Source organism: Candidatus Zymogenaceae bacterium (assembly GCA_016931225.1).
Lineage (GTDB): Bacteria > Desulfobacterota > Zymogenia > Zymogenales > Zymogenaceae > JAFGFE01.
Map to the genome: position 1 here is coordinate 12,342 of JAFGFE010000026.1, position 17,399 is coordinate 29,740.

Below are 17,399 nucleotides of genomic sequence, written 5' to 3' on the forward strand. Positions count from 1 at the left end.
ACCTCCTGTGACGTTACAGCACCTTGAACTGATTCACCTCGCCGGAGCGCGGATCGATAATGTGCACCGCACAGGCCATGCACGGATCGAAAGAATGGATCGTGCGCAGTATCTCCAGGGGTTGTTCCTTATTTGAAAGCTTCACGCCGATGAGTGACTTCTCGTACGGCCCCCGGCTTCCCTCAGCGTCCCGCGGAGAGCAGTTCCAGGTGGAGGGTACGATGGCCTGGTAATTAGCGATCACCTTGTTCTCGATGCGAATCCAGTGTCCCAGGGCGCCACGGGGAACTTCGTTCATGCCCCTGCCCTGTCCTTCCTTCGGCACGTCGCAGCGGGTCCAGGTTCGTTCGTCTCCGGCCCTGACGTTGGAAACCAGCTCGTCGATCCACGACTCGGTGTTGTCGGCGACCAGCTTCGTCTCCAGGGCCCTGGCCGCGGTCCTTCCCAGTGTGGAGAAGAGAATCGAGGCAGGGGCGTTCAGGGCACCCAGAGTGTAGTCCACCAGGCCCTTGATCTGCTCGTGGCCCTGGGCGTATCCGACCAGAAATCGGGCCAGGGGTCCCACCTCGTAGGGATCGCCGTCGTAACGGGGCGCCTTGCACCAGGTGTACTTGCCGTCCCCCTGGACGTATCCGTCTGCGCCGAATCCGGTGTATTCCGGTTCCGTCTCGCCGTTATAGGGATGAAGCGCCTCCGACCCCTGGTACCAGGAGTGGGTCACCTCCTCGGTGATTTTCTCCTCGTCCAGCTCCAGCGCCTCGGAGAGGTCCATGTTCTTGACGACCCCCCGGGGAAGGAGTGTCTGGTTCCAGTCGTCATCCAGGGGAAATCCGCCGTAGGCGAGGTAGTTGCCCACACCGGCCCCGATGCCCGCAAGTCCCTCGTCGGCGTAGGTCGCACCGGCGATCAGCACGTCCGGGATATACGCCGTGTCCACAAAATTCTGTACCTCGCGGAGCATGAATCGGTACTTCGACAGGCGATCGGCGTCCAGCGCGTCCATAACACAGGTCACGCCGCCGGCAACCAGGGTCTGGGGATGGGGATTCTTGGACCCGAAGATGGCCTGCATGCGCGCGCCGATTTTGGAGATATACAGGGCGTCCAGGTAGTGCGACGTGATCACCAGGTTTGCCTCGGGCGAGAGCTTGTAGGATGAATTGCCCCAGTAGGCGTTCGCGAAGGGGCCGAGCCGTCCCGAGTCGACGAAACGTTTCAGACGCTCCTGCACCGCTTTGTAGTGGGTCTCCGAGCAGTTATAGGGATTGTCATGCACGCTCTTGGCAAGCGCCACCGCCTTTTTCGGATCCGCACCGAGCGCGCTGACGATGTCAACCCAGTCCAGTCCGTGCAGGTGGTAGAAATGCATGATGTGGTCGGTTAAATACTGCGAGGCCTTTATGAGGTTCCTGATGATCCGGGCGTTCGCCGGAGGCTTCACGCCGAAGGCGTCCTCCACCGCCATGATCGACGCCTCGTAGTGTGAGTAGGTACAGACGCCGCAGAATCGCTGGGTAAACAGGCCCGCGTCCCGGGGATCCCGTCCCTTGAGGATGGTCTCAAACCCCCTCCAGAGTGTGATGGAACTCCAGGCGTCCTGGATGGTATTGCCGCCGTCTACCTCCACCTCTATGCGTAAATGTCCTTCGATCCGGGTAATCGGATCGACGATAATTCGTTGCGCCATAATCTATCGCTCCTTGTTCGATATCCGTTACTTTTCGTCCTTCGATTCTTCCGCGGCCTTGTCGTGTCGTTTGAGGGCCGTGACACCGGCGTGAACGCCGATTCCCGCCGCCGTCGCCGCCGCCAGCCCCAGGAAGACACCATCCGCCACCGCCTCGAAACCGATGGACTTTTCCGCAATCGGCTTTTCCAGGGGCGCCATGGTGTCCCAGAAGGCCGGCTCCACGCATCCCATGCAGCCGTGACCGCCCATGATGGGCCAGGACGTGGCGTCGTTGAATCGAACCTTGCCGCAATTGGCGTAGGTGTAAGGGCCCTTGCATCCCATCTTGTAGAGACACCAGCCGCGCTTGGCGCCCTCGTCTCCCCATTCCTCCACGTATTCCCCGGCGTCGTAATGAGAGCGCCTTTCACAGTAATCATGAATGCGCTTTCCGTACGCCCAGACCGGCCGGCCCAGCCCATCGGTGGCGGGCATGGCGCCGAACATGAGGAAGTGGAGCACGGTGCCGGTGAAGTTTATGGGATTGGGCGGACACCCGGCGATATTGACCGTCTTGATCCTGATGGCGTCCCTGACGCCCTTGGCATCGGTGGGATTCGGCCGCGCGGCCTGAACATTCCCAAAAGATGAGCAGCTTCCGATGCAGATGGTCGCCGCGGCCTTCGAAGTCACTTCCTTGGCGACCTCCAGGCCGGTCTTTCCCTTTGAACCCAGGGTCAGGTAGTATCCGTCGAGCCCCGTGGGGATGGCGCCCTCGATAACGCAAACGAATGTACCTTCAAAATCGGCAATGGCCTTGTGGAGGTTTTCCTCCGCCTGATCCCCCGCCGCTACCATCAGTGTCTCGTGGTACTCAAGGGAGATGGTATCAAGCAGGATATCGTCCACGTTCGGGTATGATGAGCGCAGAAACGCCTCGGAGCAGCCGGTGCACTCGGCGAAGTGGAGCCATACCACCGGGAGCCGGCTGAAGTTTTCCGCCGCCCGGGCCACCAACGGTCGAAACGCCGTCGGCAGCATGAGGGCCGTGGTCATAACGGCCGTCCACTTCATAAAATCACGCCGATTGACGCCTCCCCGGGCGAGTGTTTCGTGAAAATCGAATTTCGGGGCGGGAAGCTCCGCTTCCACCCTATCCATATGCGCCCGGCAGTGTTCAAGCAACTCCTCATATTGCGTTTCAATGGTCTGCCGATAGTCGCTTCCGTTCTTCTTTGCCATATATCTCCTCCTTAATTCATCGATGTTTTGCGATTCAGCTCCGATACGGATCCGTACGCACCCGAAAGCGGCGCGATCCATACCGTTGTAATGTGTGCCGGCTGGGCGGTCTTGTCACAATGGGCTTTGGACCGCATGCCGGCTCATATACACCACAAACGCTCTCTTTTCTTTTTCACATAAGGAGAATAAAGCCGAAAGGGCACAGATGCACATCTCGGTATCACGATAGACGTGAGACGGGGGAACCTGCGTCGAAATGGGGAAAAACAGTAGGCGCAGATATAGCGGCTCATGAGGCTCATGATTATTCTCCTTTCCAAACACGGGAGGCGTGGCCGTTTCCAGCCAAACCCTATCGGCCAAGCACCGTGGAGAAGGAGAAAAGCCTCTCCCGAAGGCGACGTATCAAACCACTCTGTCCGGTAAGTCCGTCCACATCTCTTTAGGCACTGTGGCTCGGAGAATCTGTCTGCTTATGTTTTAAAAAAAACGCGAGACTATGTCAAGATATTTCTGCCCGTGCTCGAAATTTACCCGTCCGAGACCCCCACCGTGTCGGTCTCATCCTATGTAATACACTATTTTTAAAACATAAAACGCTTGACAGTGAATCGCTATTCAGTTATATTTGTTTTCGGTTACAAAAAATATAACTACTTCCGAGTTCCTGTGTCCCATCGGGATACATGAACCGATAGGGAAAGAGAGCAATTTCTTTCCCGGCCGCACTCGCAAAGGAAGCATTGACCGCTGTGAACGATCAGCGGCGGTCGAGGCTTCCTTTTTTTTTGGATACCATATCACCTGTTTTCAACCCATTATTACCCATCAAAAGGGTGAAAGGAGAGAGAAGCGTTATGGACGTAACCAGACGTGCATTTCTCAAGCTCTCGGGCGCCACTGCTTTGGGTACGGGATTAGGCCTGAATATAACCAACGCGTATGCCCAGGCCCTGCCCCTGAAAATCCAGTACGCCCGTGAGTCAACCACTATTTGCCCATACTGCGCGGTGGGTTGCGGTATTATTGTACACACCAAGAACGGCAGAGTTGTCAATACCGAAGGCGACCCGGATCATCCCATCAACGAGGGCGCCCTCTGCTCCAAGGGGGGCTCGCTCTACCAGATGGCGGTGAACGACGCCCGCCTGAAAGTACCCCTGTACCGCGCACCCGGCAGCGACAAGTGGGAAGAAAAATCCTGGGAATGGATGATCGAACAGATCGCCAAGCGGGTGGTGAAAACCCGCGAGGAGACCTTTACCCTCACCAATGACCAGGGCAAGACAGTCAACCGCACACTCGGAATCGCTTCAATGGGAAGCGCCGCCATGGACAACGAGGAGTGCTATGTGTATCAAAAATTTCTGCGCGGGTTGGGCCTGGTGTATGTCGAGCACCAGGCACGTATCTGACACAGCGCAACGGTAGCGGCTCTGGCAGAGTCGTTTGGACGCGGCGCGATGACAAATCACTGGATAGACCTCAAAAACAGTGATTGCATCTTAATAATGGGCAGCAATGCTGCAGAAAATCACCCCATTTCTTTCAAGTGGGTACAGCGCGCAATTGAAAACGGCGCAACCCTCATCAACGTGGACCCGAGGTTCACCCGTACGTCGGCCAAGGCGCATATATATGCACCTCTGCGGTCAGGATCGGACATTGCATTTCTGGGCGGCATGATAAAATACATCATTGACAGCAATCTATACTTCAAAGAATATCTTGCCGAGTACACCAACGCGTCATTCATCCTTAACCCGGATTTCAAGCTCCCCGCGGAAAACAACGGCGTTTTCTCCGGGCTCACCGAGACCCCCACCGGCGGCAAATACGACAAGTCGACATGGGCGTTCGTCAAGGACGGCAGGGGCGTCCCGGTTCGGGACAAGACCCTCTCCGATCCGATGTGTGTCTTTCAGCTGTTGAAAAAGGAATTTGACCGCTACACCATCGAAACGGTTTCGAGGGTAACCGGCACCCCGGAAGACAAGCTGAAGACCGTATACGAAACATACGCACAGACCGGGACCCCGGATAAGTCCGGCACCATCATGTACGCCATGGGCTGGACCCAGCACACGGTGGGCGTGCAGAACATCAGGACCATGTCCATCATCCAGCTGCTTCTGGGTAACATGGGCATGGCCGGCGGCGGTGTGAACGCCCTCAGGGGCGAGTCCAACGTGCAGGGGTCTACAGACCATGCCCTGCTGTATCACATCCTCCCCGGCTACCTTTCCACCCCCCATACCGGATGGCCGACCCTGGACGACTACAAGAAGACCACTGTCGCCTCCGTCTCCACAAAGGACCCCCTCAGCGCCAGCTGGTGGACCAACTATCCCAAGTATATTGTCAGCCTCCTTCGGGCCTTCTACGGCCTGAACGCGACGCCGGAGGAAGGGTATCTCTACCTTCCCAAGCTGGACCCCGGCGTCAACTATTCGTGGCTGAAGATATGGGACGAGGTCTACAAGGAAAACATCAAGGGTGTGTTCGCGTGGGGCCAAAACCCGGCATGTTCCGGCGCACACTCCAACAAGGTGCGTCAGGGACTCGCCAAGCTGGATTGGCTGGTCAACGTCAACATCTTCGACAACGAAACCGGCTCCTTCTGGCGGGGCCCGGGCATGAAACCTGCGGACATCAACACCGAGGTGTTCATGCTCCCCTGCGCGGGATCGGTCGAGAAGGAAGGCAGCATCACCAACTCCGGCCGATGGATGCAGTGGCGCTACAAGGCAGTTGAGCCGCCCGGATCGGCAAAACCCGACGGCGACATCATCAGCGAGCTGTATTTCAAGATCAAAGAAGTCATGGAGGAAGAGGGGTCCGTTTTCAAGGATGCCTTCACAAAACTGACCTGGGACTATGGCCCAAAGGATTTCTTCGGCAAAATGACGGCGTTTGACACTCATTACGCCGCCAAGGAGATCAACGGCTTCTTCCTGGAAGACAAAGTCATCAACGGCGTATTGTATTCCAAGGGAGATTTGGTCCCGTCGTTCGGCTCCCTCCAGGATGACGGCTCCACGTGCAGCGGGAACTGGCTGTACTGCCAGTCCTATAACGCCTCCGGCAACAACGCCGCACGTCGTAACAACAAGGATGAGTCCGGCATCGGCCTCCATTCGGAATGGGCCTGGTGCTGGCCGGTCAACCGGCGCATCATCTACAACAGGGCGTCGGTGGACCTCTTCGGCGCACCCTGGGCGCCTCAAAAGCCCGTCATCAAGTGGAACGGCGCCAAGTGGCTGGGAGACGTCCCCGACGGCGGCTGGGCCCCGATCTACAAGGAAAACGGCTCCGTGAATTCCGCCTCCAAGCTTCCGTTTATCATGAAGCCCGACGGCGTCGCGTCGATTTTCGGTCCCGGCAGGGCCGATGGACCGTTCCCGACCCACTACGAACCCACGGAATGCCCGGTAGAGAAAAACCTGATCAATCCGGATCAACTTCTCAACCCGACGGTATACCGGTTCGATAAGGAAGACGTCGGAAGCGACCTGGACACGTTTGCGGGGGTATGCGACCCGAACTATCCGATCATCGGCACCACGTATCGCGTCAGCGAGCACTGGCAGACGGGTATCATGACCCGCTGGCAGCCGTGGCTGGCGGAGATGCAGCCTGCGAATTTCGTGGAAATGAGCGAGCAGCTGGCCGATCTCAAGGGTATCAAGAACGGTGAGAAGGTGCGTGTCACCTCCGCCCGGGGCTCCGTGGACGCGGTGGCCATTGTCACCGCCAGATTCAAGCCATTTCTCGTGGACGGCAATACGATACATCAGGTGGGAATGCCCTGGCATTACGGCTGGAGGACCGCCAAAAACGGTCAGAACAGTGACCCCCTGAACGCAAAACCGGACGTGTTCACCTACGGTGACTCCGCAAATCTTCTGACCCCCTCCATCGGCGACCCGAACACCATGATTCCGGAGACAAAAACCTTCCTTGTCAACATTGAAAAACTGAAGGGAGGTGGGGAATAATGGCAGCGACATACACAATGAAGAAGAAAGAAATGGTCAAATTGGTTGACCTTACGAAATGTACCGGTTGCCGCTCATGCCAGGTCGCCTGTAAGAACTGGAACCAGCAGCCGGCGGCTCAGACCGAAAATGTCGGGAGTCACCAGAATCCTCAGGACCTCCAGCACAACACATGGACGCTCATTCGCTTCCATGAGGGGACCGATGCAAATGGAGATATGTACTGGGATTTCAGGAAGGACGGCTGCTTCCACTGCTCCGACGCCTCATGCGTCCGCGTGTGCCCCACGGGGGCCCTCAGCTACGGGGAGATGGGGGCGGTCCGCCTCAACCAGGAGCTGTGCATCGGGTGTCAGTACTGCACCATCGCCTGCCCGTTCAGCATCCCGAGATACGACAAGGTTACCAACAAAACCTACAAGTGCACCCTGTGCGAGGATCGCATAACCAACGACCTGCCCCCCGCGTGCGTCAAGGCCTGCCCCACCGGCTGCCTGTCCTTCGGTCCCAAGGAGGACATGATCGCGGCCGGCGAACAGCGGGTGATTGCGCTCAAGGAAATGGGGCATGAGAACGCGTCTCTCTACGGCAAGGAGTATGTGAACGGCACCCATGTCATGTACGTGCTCACGAAGCCGGAAAAGGAATATGCGGAACTGACGGTCAAGCCGAACGTCCCGGTTGCGGTCAGGCTGTGGCGGGGTGTGGCAAAGCCGCTGGGCCTCCTCTCGATCGGTGCGGTCGTCGGCGCGTCGCTGCTCCACTATTTCATCAAGGGTTCCAAGGCGCCCAAGGAAGAAGAGGGAGGTGAATAATCATGGCTACGGCAAAGGACAAAACCATCATCGCGTCAACGGCGTATGAACGGATCGTCCATTGGTTTCTGGCGATTCCCTGCCTCCTGCTGGTGCTCACCGGGGTCATCCTGGCCTTTCGGTCCTTCGAACCGCTGGCGATCATCTTCGGCGGATATAAAAGCGTTGTGATCATCCACCGCGCGTGCGGGGTGATTTTCACAATAGCGCTGTTCCTGGGCATCCAGATCTGGTATAAGTACGCCGGATACCTTGACAAATCGGACATCCAATGGCTGATGAACGCCGGCGGATATCTGTGGAAGGCCGACATCCCCAAGCCCTACAAGTACAACGCGGGACAGAAGCTCTTTTTCCTGACCGTTGCGGGTTATGGAGTCGTGATGGTCATCACCGGATTCCTCCTCTTTTTCAAGGGGAGCCTCAACCCGACTTTGATGAGCTGGGTCGTCGCCTTTCACGCCCTCGGCGTGATGATTATCGGCGGCTTTGCCATGGTGCACATCTACCTGGGCACCATCGGTACCGAGGGCAGTCTGTACGTGATGACCGACGGCAAGGTCTCGAAGGCGTGGGCGAAAACCCACATGCCCGGCTACTACAAGGAAAAAATTGAGGGGAAGAAAGACTGATTCTTCTCTTTTCTCTACAAGCACCGAGGGCGGCCTTTCAGGCCGCCCTCTCTATTAAATGCCGATCAAACACTCTTTTTTCATATTCAGGCATATTTTTTTATTTGCGATTCATACCTCCCTGTAGGATACTGAACTGTGGATACACTGCAAAAAGAACTGACCGCCATTCAACGGGCCAAGGAAGAACACCGGGAGCTCATCGACGTCCTGGATCTCCTTGAAAACCTCGTCGAGACGTCACGGGACGATTCGATCATCGCCTCAACCCCGGAAGCCCCCCCCGCCGGATCAAGCGACTTCGCCCTCCGCCTGTCGGACGGATTCCCGATAGCGGATGAAAAAACCGTCCCCCTCTCCATCAAAGACGCCCACGCCCGATTCGACCGCGTGGTGGGTGTCCTCACCGTTCGAAATCCCGAGGCGGGATCGCGGATTGTCGAGGCGCTCCGTGATCCGCAGCGATTCCAATCCCTCCTTGATACGGCGTTTCCAGGCGAGATCGGATTGCTTGATCCAAAGGGTGACTCCGAGCCGCTCATTCTTCTGGCGGCACACGAAACGCTGCGCCCCGCATTCGATGTCCTCTGGAATATCGCCCGCACAGACTACGCGGACGCCCTGTCGGGCTGGAGCGAACTGTTCTGCCCGATATGCGGCGCAAGGCCGAACCTCTCCTTCATCGAAGAGGAGGAAAACAGGTCCCTCTTATTCTGCAGCCGGTGCCCCGCACACTGGAGCTTCTCCAGAGTCACCTGCCCGTTCTGTGGAGAAACCGACCACCGGAACCTTCGCTATTTCCAGGTCGAGGACGATAACTCCCACCGGGTGTATGTCTGTGACACCTGCTCTCACTATATAAAAGCCGCTCTGGGAGAATCGGGCCGGCATATACACGCGCGCCTTCTGGACCTGTTAACGCTCCGTCTCGACGCCGTGGCGCGTCGGGAGGGGTACACGCGGGACACGCTGGATCTCCTGGGGATTCTTCTCTTGGATATACCGGAGTCGGAAGGCGCTTGAGTCTTTTGATGCGCTGTTTTTCGCACCTCAACGAGATTTAGGATTCGCACCCACCCGTCCCAGGCCGCTATAGACCAGAAACGACCCGTCCCTGACCATGCCCACGAGCATCAGCCCCGCGTCCCGTGCCGCCTGGACGCCCCGGTCCGTGGCGGCGGAGCGGGAGATCAGCGCGGAAACCCCCAGAAGACGCGCCCTGGCCACGATGTCCGACGCCACCCTGCCGGAGGTGATCAGCGTCATCCCGTCGGTGGGGATACTGTTGATGAGGGCGAATCCCGCCACCTTGTCGATGGCGTTCCTTCGGCTGATGTCGCTCCGTGCCGCCACCGCTTCCTCCCCGTCCACAAGCAGCGCGATGTGGCTGCCGTGGGTCCGATCGTGCACATCCGAGTGCGCCTCCATGAGCCGCATCAAGGAAAATATCCGCTCCGGCGTCATCACGCCGCTCCCGGCGCACCCGGCCTTTTCCGGGGGGATATCCACGACGGTCCGATGATCGTCGGTCATGGTGAAACCCACAGAATCCCCCAGGGCCCTCCGGATCGCCTCCGGCGGGGCGCCGACATCCACAACCGCCCCGCGCCCTTCGTCGATGATGGAGACGGAGAGCACATTCGCCGGGGAGACACGGACGCCGTGGAAAAACAAAAATCCCAGCGCCAGCTCGTCCCACGCGCCGGGGGACGCGGTGAGGCTCACCATTCGGCTTCCGCGCGCCGTGATCACCAGGCGCCCCTCGACGATGACGTCCGAAGCTTCCCGGGAAAGACGTGTGCCGACATATCGCTCGATCGTCTCCGCGGCGATCTTCTCGTCTATGGTATCCTGTCCGAAGGGCGGTCCCCCGCCCCCTCCGTCGCGTTGTGACATATCGTGCCGTTTAAAAAACAAACCGCATGGGAGACATACATACCACGTCGGCGTCACGCCGTCAACGCCCATCGCCACGCCGGCCGTCTCCGGCGGTACTCATGCCGCGCGGTATGATCGTCGTTTCAGGGAAACGGGCTCGTTTGCCGCCCGTGACGCACGAGGGGAATTCTTTTATTTTTTTAATTCAAAATGGAAAAATGCGCGGTGATATCATCCGGTGCGGACATGGGGAATGTCCGCTCGGCCGTTTGAGCGCCTTAAAAAAGCTCCGACGGATCGAAGACGACGTAAACGGCCGGGCGCACGTCGCCCCACGAAAAGCGGAACTCGCACGCTGAACGAATAGTCATTGAGACGTTCGGCGGCGGGATGTGCTCCATCTCCCTTACACGAAGGGCCACGCCGGCCCGGACTCCACCAGCACGATCTCCTCGCACCCGGGACACCAGAAGGCCTGCGCCGTCTCGGCGGCCACCACCCCCAGCTCCGGGTCGGTATTGACCGATACCAGGATGGTCTCCACCAGGCGCAGCTCCGCCCCGCATTCGAAGCAGGTGGCGTAGACGTCCTCGTCGAAATCGATGATGTCTTCAACGAAGAACTTTATCCCGTCCTTGACTACAATCTCTCCCACTTTCATGGCTATCCCCCGGATAAACCTGTGTGTCGCAAACGATAGTCTCGGTTCCCGGGGGATGAAATCCGCGCATCCTAGTATTTCTCGGAATCCTTGTATAAATATACCGCAGGCTGTCAGGGGAAAGGTCGTCGGTTTTATATGCATGAAGCGGTGAAAGGCCGGTGAGATATGAGGGCAGAGGAAAAAAATGATGAACAAAACATGCCGGAAAGATCATTCCGATCGGCGCATGAAAAGAGCATTCCCCGATCACCGAGTTGAATGATATTTCATATGGGCTATAACACCTCCAAAAAGGTCTCTTGAGGCTATTATTCTACCGGGAAACGGGATGGATGTCAAAAGTTATTTATGAGACCATAAGTAATAGTTTATGTGCTGTTTTTTTTACTGCCTTGTCGGTGAACTGAGGCGCGCTTTCGGATCACATACACACCGTCATACCATCCGGGCGAAGCGATGGGGCGATCCCTTTGCCTTTGCCCTGTTCCCTATTTCCCCTAAAGGAGGAGTGACGGCCCGGCCCAGAGGCGTCTCACTCCGGAGGCGAGCCGTACAGTATCCGGGTGGGGGGTTCGAAAAAAAAGCAAAAGAGTCCATAATTCGATGAGTATTTTTCACCATTCTTAGCATACGCTCCTTTTTATAATTTCATTAACGTAAAATGTTAATTGACACATTGTGAGAAATTTACTATATTTACCAATAGTTAATAAAAAACTGAGGTTTCAAAATGAAGTTAGAAAAGTTGATAATATCAAATTTCAGAGCTTTTAACGGTACTCACGAAATTTCATTCAATGACTTAACGGTATTCATTGGAAAGAATGATATAGGAAAATCTTCAATTCTGGATGCTCTCGAAATTTTTTTCAATTCAGGTAAAATTGATTCCTCTGATATTAGTATTCACCCAAGTCCAAAAGATAATACTACCAGTAGCATCGGATGTGTTTTTTCTAAACTACCAGAAGAAATTATCCTTGATGCGAATGCAAAAACATCTTTGAAAGAGGAATATATACTAAATAAAGATGGTTTTTTAGAGATACATAAATCTTTTAATTTTTCCTCTGCAAAAAATCCAAAAGCTAAAATAATTGCAAAGGCTTACCATCCAACAGAAGAAACCTTTAAAGTATTATTGCATAAAAAGAACGCTGATTTAAAAAAACTGGCAGAAGAAAAAGATATTCCAAGCAACGTAGACAAGAGATCAAATGTTGAGCTAAGAAAATTCCTTTGGAGTACTATCGACGATTTAAAATTTGACAATGAAGACATCGATCTAGAAAAAGAAGATGCAAGAAAATTATGGGATCAAATTTCGAAAAAACTCCCTCTATTTGCACTATTCAAAACAGATCGGCCAAGCACAGATGAAGATTCTGAAGTACAAGACCCCATGAAACTTGCTGTAAAGCAGGTAATAAGTGAAATTGAAAATGAATTAGAAACCATCAAAGAAAGAATTAAAGAAGAAACTCTTGATGTCGCAACAAGAACGGTTGAAAAACTTAAAGAAATAGATAGCACTCTTGCAGAAGAACTTAAACCAACTTTTAAAGAAGAACCAAAGTGGAGTAATATTTTCAAACTTTCACTAACTGATGAAAATCAGATACCTATTAACAAGAGAGGGAGCGGTGTAAGACGACTTATCCTTATAAGCTTTCTACAAGCAGAGGCTGAAAGAAAACGATCTTCTGAGAATAAAGATAATCTTATTCTTGCTATAGAAGAACCAGAAACTTCACAACACCCAGACAATCAGAAACTATTAATCGAGGCACTTGAACAACTATCACAAAAGGAAGGTTATCAAATAATAACAACAACACATGTACCTGCATTGGCAGGATTAGTGCCTATAAGAAGTATACGGTATATCGAAAAGGCACCAGATAATATAAGACAAATTCAAACAGGTACAGATGACACTGTATTGGAAAAAGTATCTAATAGTCTCGGTGTTCTGGCAGATAGGAGAGTTAAAGCCATAATTTGTGTTGAAGGTCCCTCAGATGTTAAATATCTAAAGTGTTTTTCAAAAATTCTTAACAAAAAAGATAACGAAACACCAAACCTAGAGAATACGAATGAAGTTGTGTTCATTCCTATGGGTGGCCGAACTTTACAAGATTGGGTAAACGATAAATATCTTAAACCTTTCGGTCTACCTATGTATTATATTTTTGACAGAGGAGATGAGAATAAGTATGAGGAACAAGCGAATAACATCAATAGTGACCAAGATAAATCAATAGCATACATAACTAATGAAAGAGAAATCGAAAACTACTTACATTCATCTGCTATTGAAAAAGCGATTGGAGTTCGAATAGAAATAACTGATACCAATAAAGTAGCTGAGGAACTCGCAAAACATATTCACTGTAGTGCCCCCAACGCCAAAGAATGGAAAAATTTATCTCCGGAGGAGATAAAGAAAAAAACTACCAGATGTAAAAAGAGATTATGCAATGAAGTATTACCATTTATCACATTAAAAATGATTGAAGAAAGAAATGCTATCGAAGAAATTAGTATGTGGCTTGAACCATTAAAATGATTTGAGAATAATTACTTTCAGAAATAATTCCTGAACGGGTGGGTTAACAGAAATACGTCCATGTCCCGGATGAGAGACGGGGGGATGGTGGTGGCCACGCCGATATTCTGGACGAGTGTGTTCATCCCCACCACCAGGCCCACGCACTTGAGCATGTCGTCCCGAAGGTCCAGGGCGAAGACCGGACCGCCGGAGTTTCCGGGCATGAAGATATCGTTGGCGACGATAATAAAGGCGTTTTCGTCGGTGAGGATCACGTCCGCGTCCGGCTCGGATATCTGGGCGCCGATGAGCTTCGGGTGTCCGTCGCCTCCGTAGCCCATATAATAAATGAAGAAGTTCATCTCATCGGGCGTCGGCCCGAATTCGAAGGACGTGGTATGTTCCACGTCATAAAAGGACATCAGGTGCAGCAGGAGAAGGTCGTAGCTGGGATAGCGCCTGACCACCTTCAACGGGACAACTTTCCCCTGATGAAGGAGAAACATATCCCCGGTCATGTGCGAGTCCACGTGATTGGCCGTCAGGACGAAGAGATTCCGATGATACTCAAAGACGATGCCGCTCCCCATGGCATCGGTTGTATAGACCGGGTGAATGCCCCGATACAGATCCAACACCTGCTCCTGGTCGATCCAAAAGCTGTTCCGGGCGTAATCGCTTTTGGGCAATCCCCAGAGCGTGGATTTCAAAACCGAAAACAGGGGCGGGACTATCCCCGGGGCGATCACCAGCAACAGAAAAAGCGCAAGCAGCGTGCCCAGAATCATATTCCGGAAGCGCGTCTTCGATTCCTGCTGTTTCTGTTTCTGCTCCGCCAGGGCGGCCAGGGCGGCCGGTGAGAGCCGCTGTTTGTGATTCTGTGTATTCATGGCGATGTGTTTACATATATCATTTTCGCGCTCGTTTCGTCAATCGTCAGGCGGGAGTGTTTATGAAAAAAACACGGTTTTGACGAATGGTGCTCACGCCCGTCGAATGCTCTTCGGCGATTTTTTGTATCACCGCTCTTTATACGGGTCTCATCCCGTCGTCTCCTCCGGGATCGGGGTTCCCTCCGCCGGGAGGAACTGCGCCCGCACCCACCGCCAGGCGGAGGTCACCCGGGCAACCACCCTAAGATCCGTTACCTGCCGGGAAAGCCCCAGGGCCTCGGCCACCGCCTCCTCGTGTCCCCGGTAGCGGGGCGGCAGTTCAAAGAGCGTCCGGGAGGCGTCCCCCTCCGTCGGCTCCACGACGGAAGGCCCCCACACTCCCCGGGCCGCCGCCAGCTCCCGGGCCGCCCTTGGGTACACGACACGGCGGGCCGGCAGCACCAGCCAGGGTCTCGTTCGAAACACCGGGAACTCCCCCTCACACGAAAGACGCCCGAAGCTGCGGCGGGGGACTCCTTCCATCTCCCGGGCGGCGAAGGCGGTCACCGGTAAGAGTCGTAAGTCATCAACGGACGCCGCGCGGTTTCCCAGAAGATCGCCGACGATCACAACGCCGTATACGGTCATGCGCATGGACCACCCGGCCAATCGATACGCCAGGTAGAGGACGATGAGCACCGCCACAAGCCCCAGGATGGGGCTGATGATCGCCGTAACCGCCAGCATCGCCAGCACCGCAAGCCGCAGCCCCTTGAGCACCACGCCGGTAAACGGCACGGGGGAGATCAGCGTCAGCGCCTCCACGACGGCGCTGGCCAGCCACACCATCAGGAATATTCCGCCCGCGAGTATCGAGGAGACGACCACCGCGATGCCGCCTACGATCCCGCCGACACCGCCCCCTTCCCCCGTCCCGTCCGCCGCCCAGGCCGTTCCCGGCCCCAGAAATCGAAAGAGGCTCGACACCGCCTCGCCCACGGGCTGGGTCAGCACCTCCACCAGCCCCGGCACAATGGCCGCCAGGGCCAGGGCCGCCAGCACGTACTGCTGGGCCAGGGCCACGCCGTCCAGCACCTTTTTCGAGGGGGGATACGCCTCGCCGATGGTGTCGTTGAGCCCCACCAGCACCAGGAGTATCGCCAGCAGGATCAGAAAAACCGGCGAATAGAACCACCGGACGCTCTCCCCGTCCCGGACCGCGTTGATGTAGTGATAGCTCCCCACCACCATCAGCCCGAGGAGCGGATTGACGGCGATGCCCACGGTCTTGGACAGCTCCCGGGATATCGCCGTTCCCCGGTCGTACATATCGGTGATGTCCCGGGCCGCCTCGCTCACCGCCTCCAGTTCCTCATCCTGGGAGGGGGCGGCCGCGGCCACGCCCAGAGACAGCGCCGCAACAACCAGAAGCGCCACAACTCGTTTCATACGTCACCCCGCCATACAGGCCGACTCACAGGTCACATGCGCCTATCGCGTGTTCCTCTTATAATACCACGACCGTTTCTGCGAGGAAACGGTTTTTCGCCCCTCCCCGGGAGAGGGGCGACTTTCTTTCGCCCCTTTTTCCCTTGACAGGTCCCCGCAAGATTCCTATAATATGATGGCCAACATACGTTGGGGCTGTAATCATGATACCGGGCGGCAGGGGGGGCCTATCGACGGCGACCGGCAGCCTCCGGTTGTGTGAGAGTAACACGGTCGTACCCCGCCCCTTCCACAGCGGCGGTGCGGGGTCTCCCTCGGTATTGCGGGCAACGGCGCGCATGCGCCCCGGTGCCCGGAAGAAGTTTTTCGCCGCGGGGTGAAAGGAGGACAGATGGTCGAGCGACTCACCGACAGGCAGCAGGAGGCCCTGGATTTCATCCGGGCGTACACCGAAGACCGGGGCTACCCCCCCACGATGCGGGAGCTGGCCGACGGCCTGGGCCTTTCCGGCCCCAAGGGCGCCAAGGAATACATGGATATCCTGGAGCGCAAGGGATACATCCGGCGGGAGCCGGAGAGCTCCCGGGCGCTGACGATTATCGACGGCGGCCGGGGGGAGGGGGACGCCGGGCCGGGTCTCTTCTCCCGCCTGGAGGGGATCCCGGTGGTCGGGCGGGTGGCGGCGGGGATGCCCATCACCGCCGTGGAGAATATCGAGGGCTATTTCACCCTGGCCGGCAGGCGCACCGACGACCTGTTCATGCTCCGGGTCTCGGGAGACAGCATGATCGAGGCCCACATCGCGCCGGGGGACATGGTGCTGGTCAATCCCCTGTCCCGGGTGGAAAACGGGGACATCGTGGTGGCCCTGCTCGACGGCGAGGCCACCGTCAAGCGATACAAGACCAGCCACCGCCCGGGGCCCGAGGGGTCCGGGGTGGTGCTCTACCCGGAAAACCGAACCATGCAGCCCATCTTCGTGGACGGCGGGATGGATTTTTCCATCGTCGGCAAAGTGGTGGGCGTGGTGCGGGACATGGAGGGGGATCTGGTGATGCCCGAATAGGTCCGGGGGGGGGAGGGGGGAGCGAAAGAGATAGGGAGCGTGAGAGATAATCACCGGCAACCGGAAAGAGGCCGGGATAAGAGAATTTTTATAATAGAAGTAATGTATACCCCGGTCGAAGGAGGTCCTCCCCGGTGACGGGCCGACGCCCGGTCATGCCGCTCGACCCCTCGCCCGGCGGCGGCGCGGTGTGTCCCCATCGGCGGCGGAGTGAAAACAGGCTCCGCCTCCCGGCCTCGCCCCGCAGTAAGTGAATATCCAATGACACACATCAGCCACGCATACATGCCGCGGAGAAATACACCATGCCGTTCGTCATCGGAGAGTCCGTTACGGTGGGCGCCGTCTTTGGCGACGGGCGGGTGAATCCCAAGTGGTTCATCTGGCGGGGGGAAAAATATCCGGTGGACGGCATCACCTACACCTGGCGGGACCAAGACGGACGGGACACCGTCCACCACTTCGCCGTGCTGGCCTGCGGCAACCTCTACGAGCTGTGCTACCGCGAGCGGCGGATGAACTGGTTTCTGGCGTCGGTGGAGGTGGAGGGGGGGTAGATA

Annotated in this window: 13 protein-coding genes and 1 riboswitch; of the genes, 7 read left to right on the top strand and 6 right to left on the bottom strand. The window is 56.0% G+C overall.

From position 1 onward, the window contains the following. Nucleotides 1-13: 13 nt before the first annotated feature. Both JW885_10665 and JW885_10670 read right to left on the bottom strand, forming a co-directional pair. On the bottom strand, nucleotides 14-1,687 hold the full coding sequence (locus JW885_10665) for a nickel-dependent hydrogenase large subunit (GenBank protein ID MBN1882625.1): 1,674 nt from the start codon (nucleotides 1,685-1,687) through the stop codon (nucleotides 14-16). A 27-nt stretch (nucleotides 1,688-1,714) separates the two neighbouring features. Further along, complete coding sequence (locus JW885_10670) at nucleotides 1,715-2,830, bottom strand: hydrogenase small subunit (protein ID MBN1882626.1); 1,116 nt, start codon at nucleotides 2,828-2,830, stop codon at nucleotides 1,715-1,717. 377 nt (nucleotides 2,831-3,207) lie between these two features. After that, nucleotides 3,208-3,388, bottom strand: a riboswitch (molybdenum cofactor riboswitch). Nucleotides 3,389-3,771: 383 nt separating this feature from the next. Here JW885_10670 and fdnG point away from each other — a divergent pair. The 4 genes from fdnG (at nucleotide 3,772) to JW885_10690 (ending at nucleotide 9,382) form a co-directional block, all read left to right on the top strand. Then, nucleotides 3,772-6,912 carry a formate dehydrogenase-N subunit alpha gene (fdnG, locus tag JW885_10675; protein ID MBN1882627.1) on the top strand — a complete coding sequence of 1,047 codons (3,141 nt, stop codon included), beginning with the start codon at nucleotides 3,772-3,774 and terminating at the stop codon, nucleotides 6,910-6,912. A 17-nt stretch (nucleotides 6,913-6,929) separates the two neighbouring features. After that, a complete protein-coding gene (locus JW885_10680; GenBank protein MBN1882628.1) occupies nucleotides 6,930-7,727 on the top strand; it encodes a 4Fe-4S dicluster domain-containing protein in 798 nt (265 codons plus the stop codon). A gap of 2 nt (nucleotides 7,728-7,729) precedes the next feature. Beyond that, entirely contained in the window at nucleotides 7,730-8,359 is a 630-nt protein-coding gene (locus JW885_10685; GenBank protein MBN1882629.1) for a formate dehydrogenase subunit gamma, read from the top strand. Nucleotides 8,360-8,497: 138 nt separating this feature from the next. Beyond that, nucleotides 8,498-9,382, top strand: coding sequence for a formate dehydrogenase accessory protein FdhE (locus JW885_10690; protein MBN1882630.1), 885 nt, complete (start codon nucleotides 8,498-8,500; stop codon nucleotides 9,380-9,382). Nucleotides 9,383-9,409: 27 nt separating this feature from the next. Here JW885_10690 and JW885_10695 read toward each other — a convergent pair whose 3' ends face one another. Further along, complete coding sequence (locus JW885_10695; protein MBN1882631.1) at nucleotides 9,410-10,255, bottom strand: formate dehydrogenase accessory sulfurtransferase FdhD; 846 nt, start codon at nucleotides 10,253-10,255, stop codon at nucleotides 9,410-9,412. Between the two features lie 388 nt (nucleotides 10,256-10,643). Further along, the gene (locus JW885_10700; protein ID MBN1882632.1) at nucleotides 10,644-10,898 is read right to left on the bottom strand and encodes a hypothetical protein; all 255 of its coding nucleotides are present in this window, start codon (nucleotides 10,896-10,898) and stop codon (nucleotides 10,644-10,646) included. A 733-nt stretch (nucleotides 10,899-11,631) separates the two neighbouring features. On the opposite strand from JW885_10700, the gene JW885_10705 reads away from it, so the two are divergent. After that, a complete protein-coding gene (locus JW885_10705) occupies nucleotides 11,632-13,470 on the top strand; it encodes an ATP-binding protein (GenBank protein ID MBN1882633.1) in 1,839 nt (612 codons plus the stop codon). 17 nt (nucleotides 13,471-13,487) lie between these two features. Here JW885_10705 and JW885_10710 read toward each other — a convergent pair whose 3' ends face one another. Both JW885_10710 and JW885_10715 read right to left on the bottom strand, forming a co-directional pair. After that, entirely contained in the window at nucleotides 13,488-14,342 is an 855-nt protein-coding gene (locus tag JW885_10710) for a trypsin-like peptidase domain-containing protein (GenBank protein ID MBN1882634.1), read from the bottom strand. A gap of 150 nt (nucleotides 14,343-14,492) precedes the next feature. Further along, on the bottom strand, nucleotides 14,493-15,773 hold the full coding sequence (locus JW885_10715) for a hypothetical protein (GenBank protein MBN1882635.1): 1,281 nt from the start codon (nucleotides 15,771-15,773) through the stop codon (nucleotides 14,493-14,495). A 391-nt stretch (nucleotides 15,774-16,164) separates the two neighbouring features. On the opposite strand from JW885_10715, the gene lexA reads away from it, so the two are divergent. Beyond that, nucleotides 16,165-16,839, top strand: coding sequence for a transcriptional repressor LexA (gene lexA, locus JW885_10720; protein MBN1882636.1), 675 nt, complete (start codon nucleotides 16,165-16,167; stop codon nucleotides 16,837-16,839). Nucleotides 16,840-17,144: 305 nt separating this feature from the next. Beyond that, nucleotides 17,145-17,396 carry a hypothetical protein gene (locus tag JW885_10725; protein ID MBN1882637.1) on the top strand — a complete coding sequence of 84 codons (252 nt, stop codon included), beginning with the start codon at nucleotides 17,145-17,147 and terminating at the stop codon, nucleotides 17,394-17,396. The last annotated feature ends 3 nt before the right edge of the window (nucleotides 17,397-17,399 follow it).

What these genes read in the sequence shown, in the direction of transcription:
- JW885_10705 (MBN1882633.1), top strand. Translation starts at nt 11,632, where the DNA reads ATGAAGTTAGAAAAGTTGATAATATCAAATTTCAGAGCTTTTAACGGT.
- JW885_10725 (MBN1882637.1), top strand. Translation starts at nt 17,145, where the DNA reads ATGCCGTTCGTCATCGGAGAGTCCGTTACGGTGGGCGCCGTCTTTGGC.
- lexA (MBN1882636.1), top strand. Translation starts at nt 16,165, where the DNA reads ATGGTCGAGCGACTCACCGACAGGCAGCAGGAGGCCCTGGATTTCATC.
- JW885_10700 (MBN1882632.1), bottom strand. Translation starts at nt 10,898, where the DNA reads ATGAAAGTGGGAGAGATTGTAGTCAAGGACGGGATAAAGTTCTTCGTT.
- JW885_10665 (MBN1882625.1), bottom strand. Translation starts at nt 1,687, where the DNA reads ATGGCGCAACGAATTATCGTCGATCCGATTACCCGGATCGAAGGACAT.
- JW885_10680 (MBN1882628.1), top strand. Translation starts at nt 6,930, where the DNA reads ATGAAGAAGAAAGAAATGGTCAAATTGGTTGACCTTACGAAATGTACC.
- JW885_10685 (MBN1882629.1), top strand. Translation starts at nt 7,730, where the DNA reads ATGGCTACGGCAAAGGACAAAACCATCATCGCGTCAACGGCGTATGAA.
- JW885_10710 (MBN1882634.1), bottom strand. Translation starts at nt 14,342, where the DNA reads ATGAATACACAGAATCACAAACAGCGGCTCTCACCGGCCGCCCTGGCC.
- JW885_10670 (MBN1882626.1), bottom strand. Translation starts at nt 2,830, where the DNA reads ATGGATAGGGTGGAAGCGGAGCTTCCCGCCCCGAAATTCGATTTTCAC.
- JW885_10695 (MBN1882631.1), bottom strand. Translation starts at nt 10,255, where the DNA reads ATGTCACAACGCGACGGAGGGGGCGGGGGACCGCCCTTCGGACAGGAT.
- JW885_10715 (MBN1882635.1), bottom strand. Translation starts at nt 15,773, where the DNA reads ATGAAACGAGTTGTGGCGCTTCTGGTTGTTGCGGCGCTGTCTCTGGGC.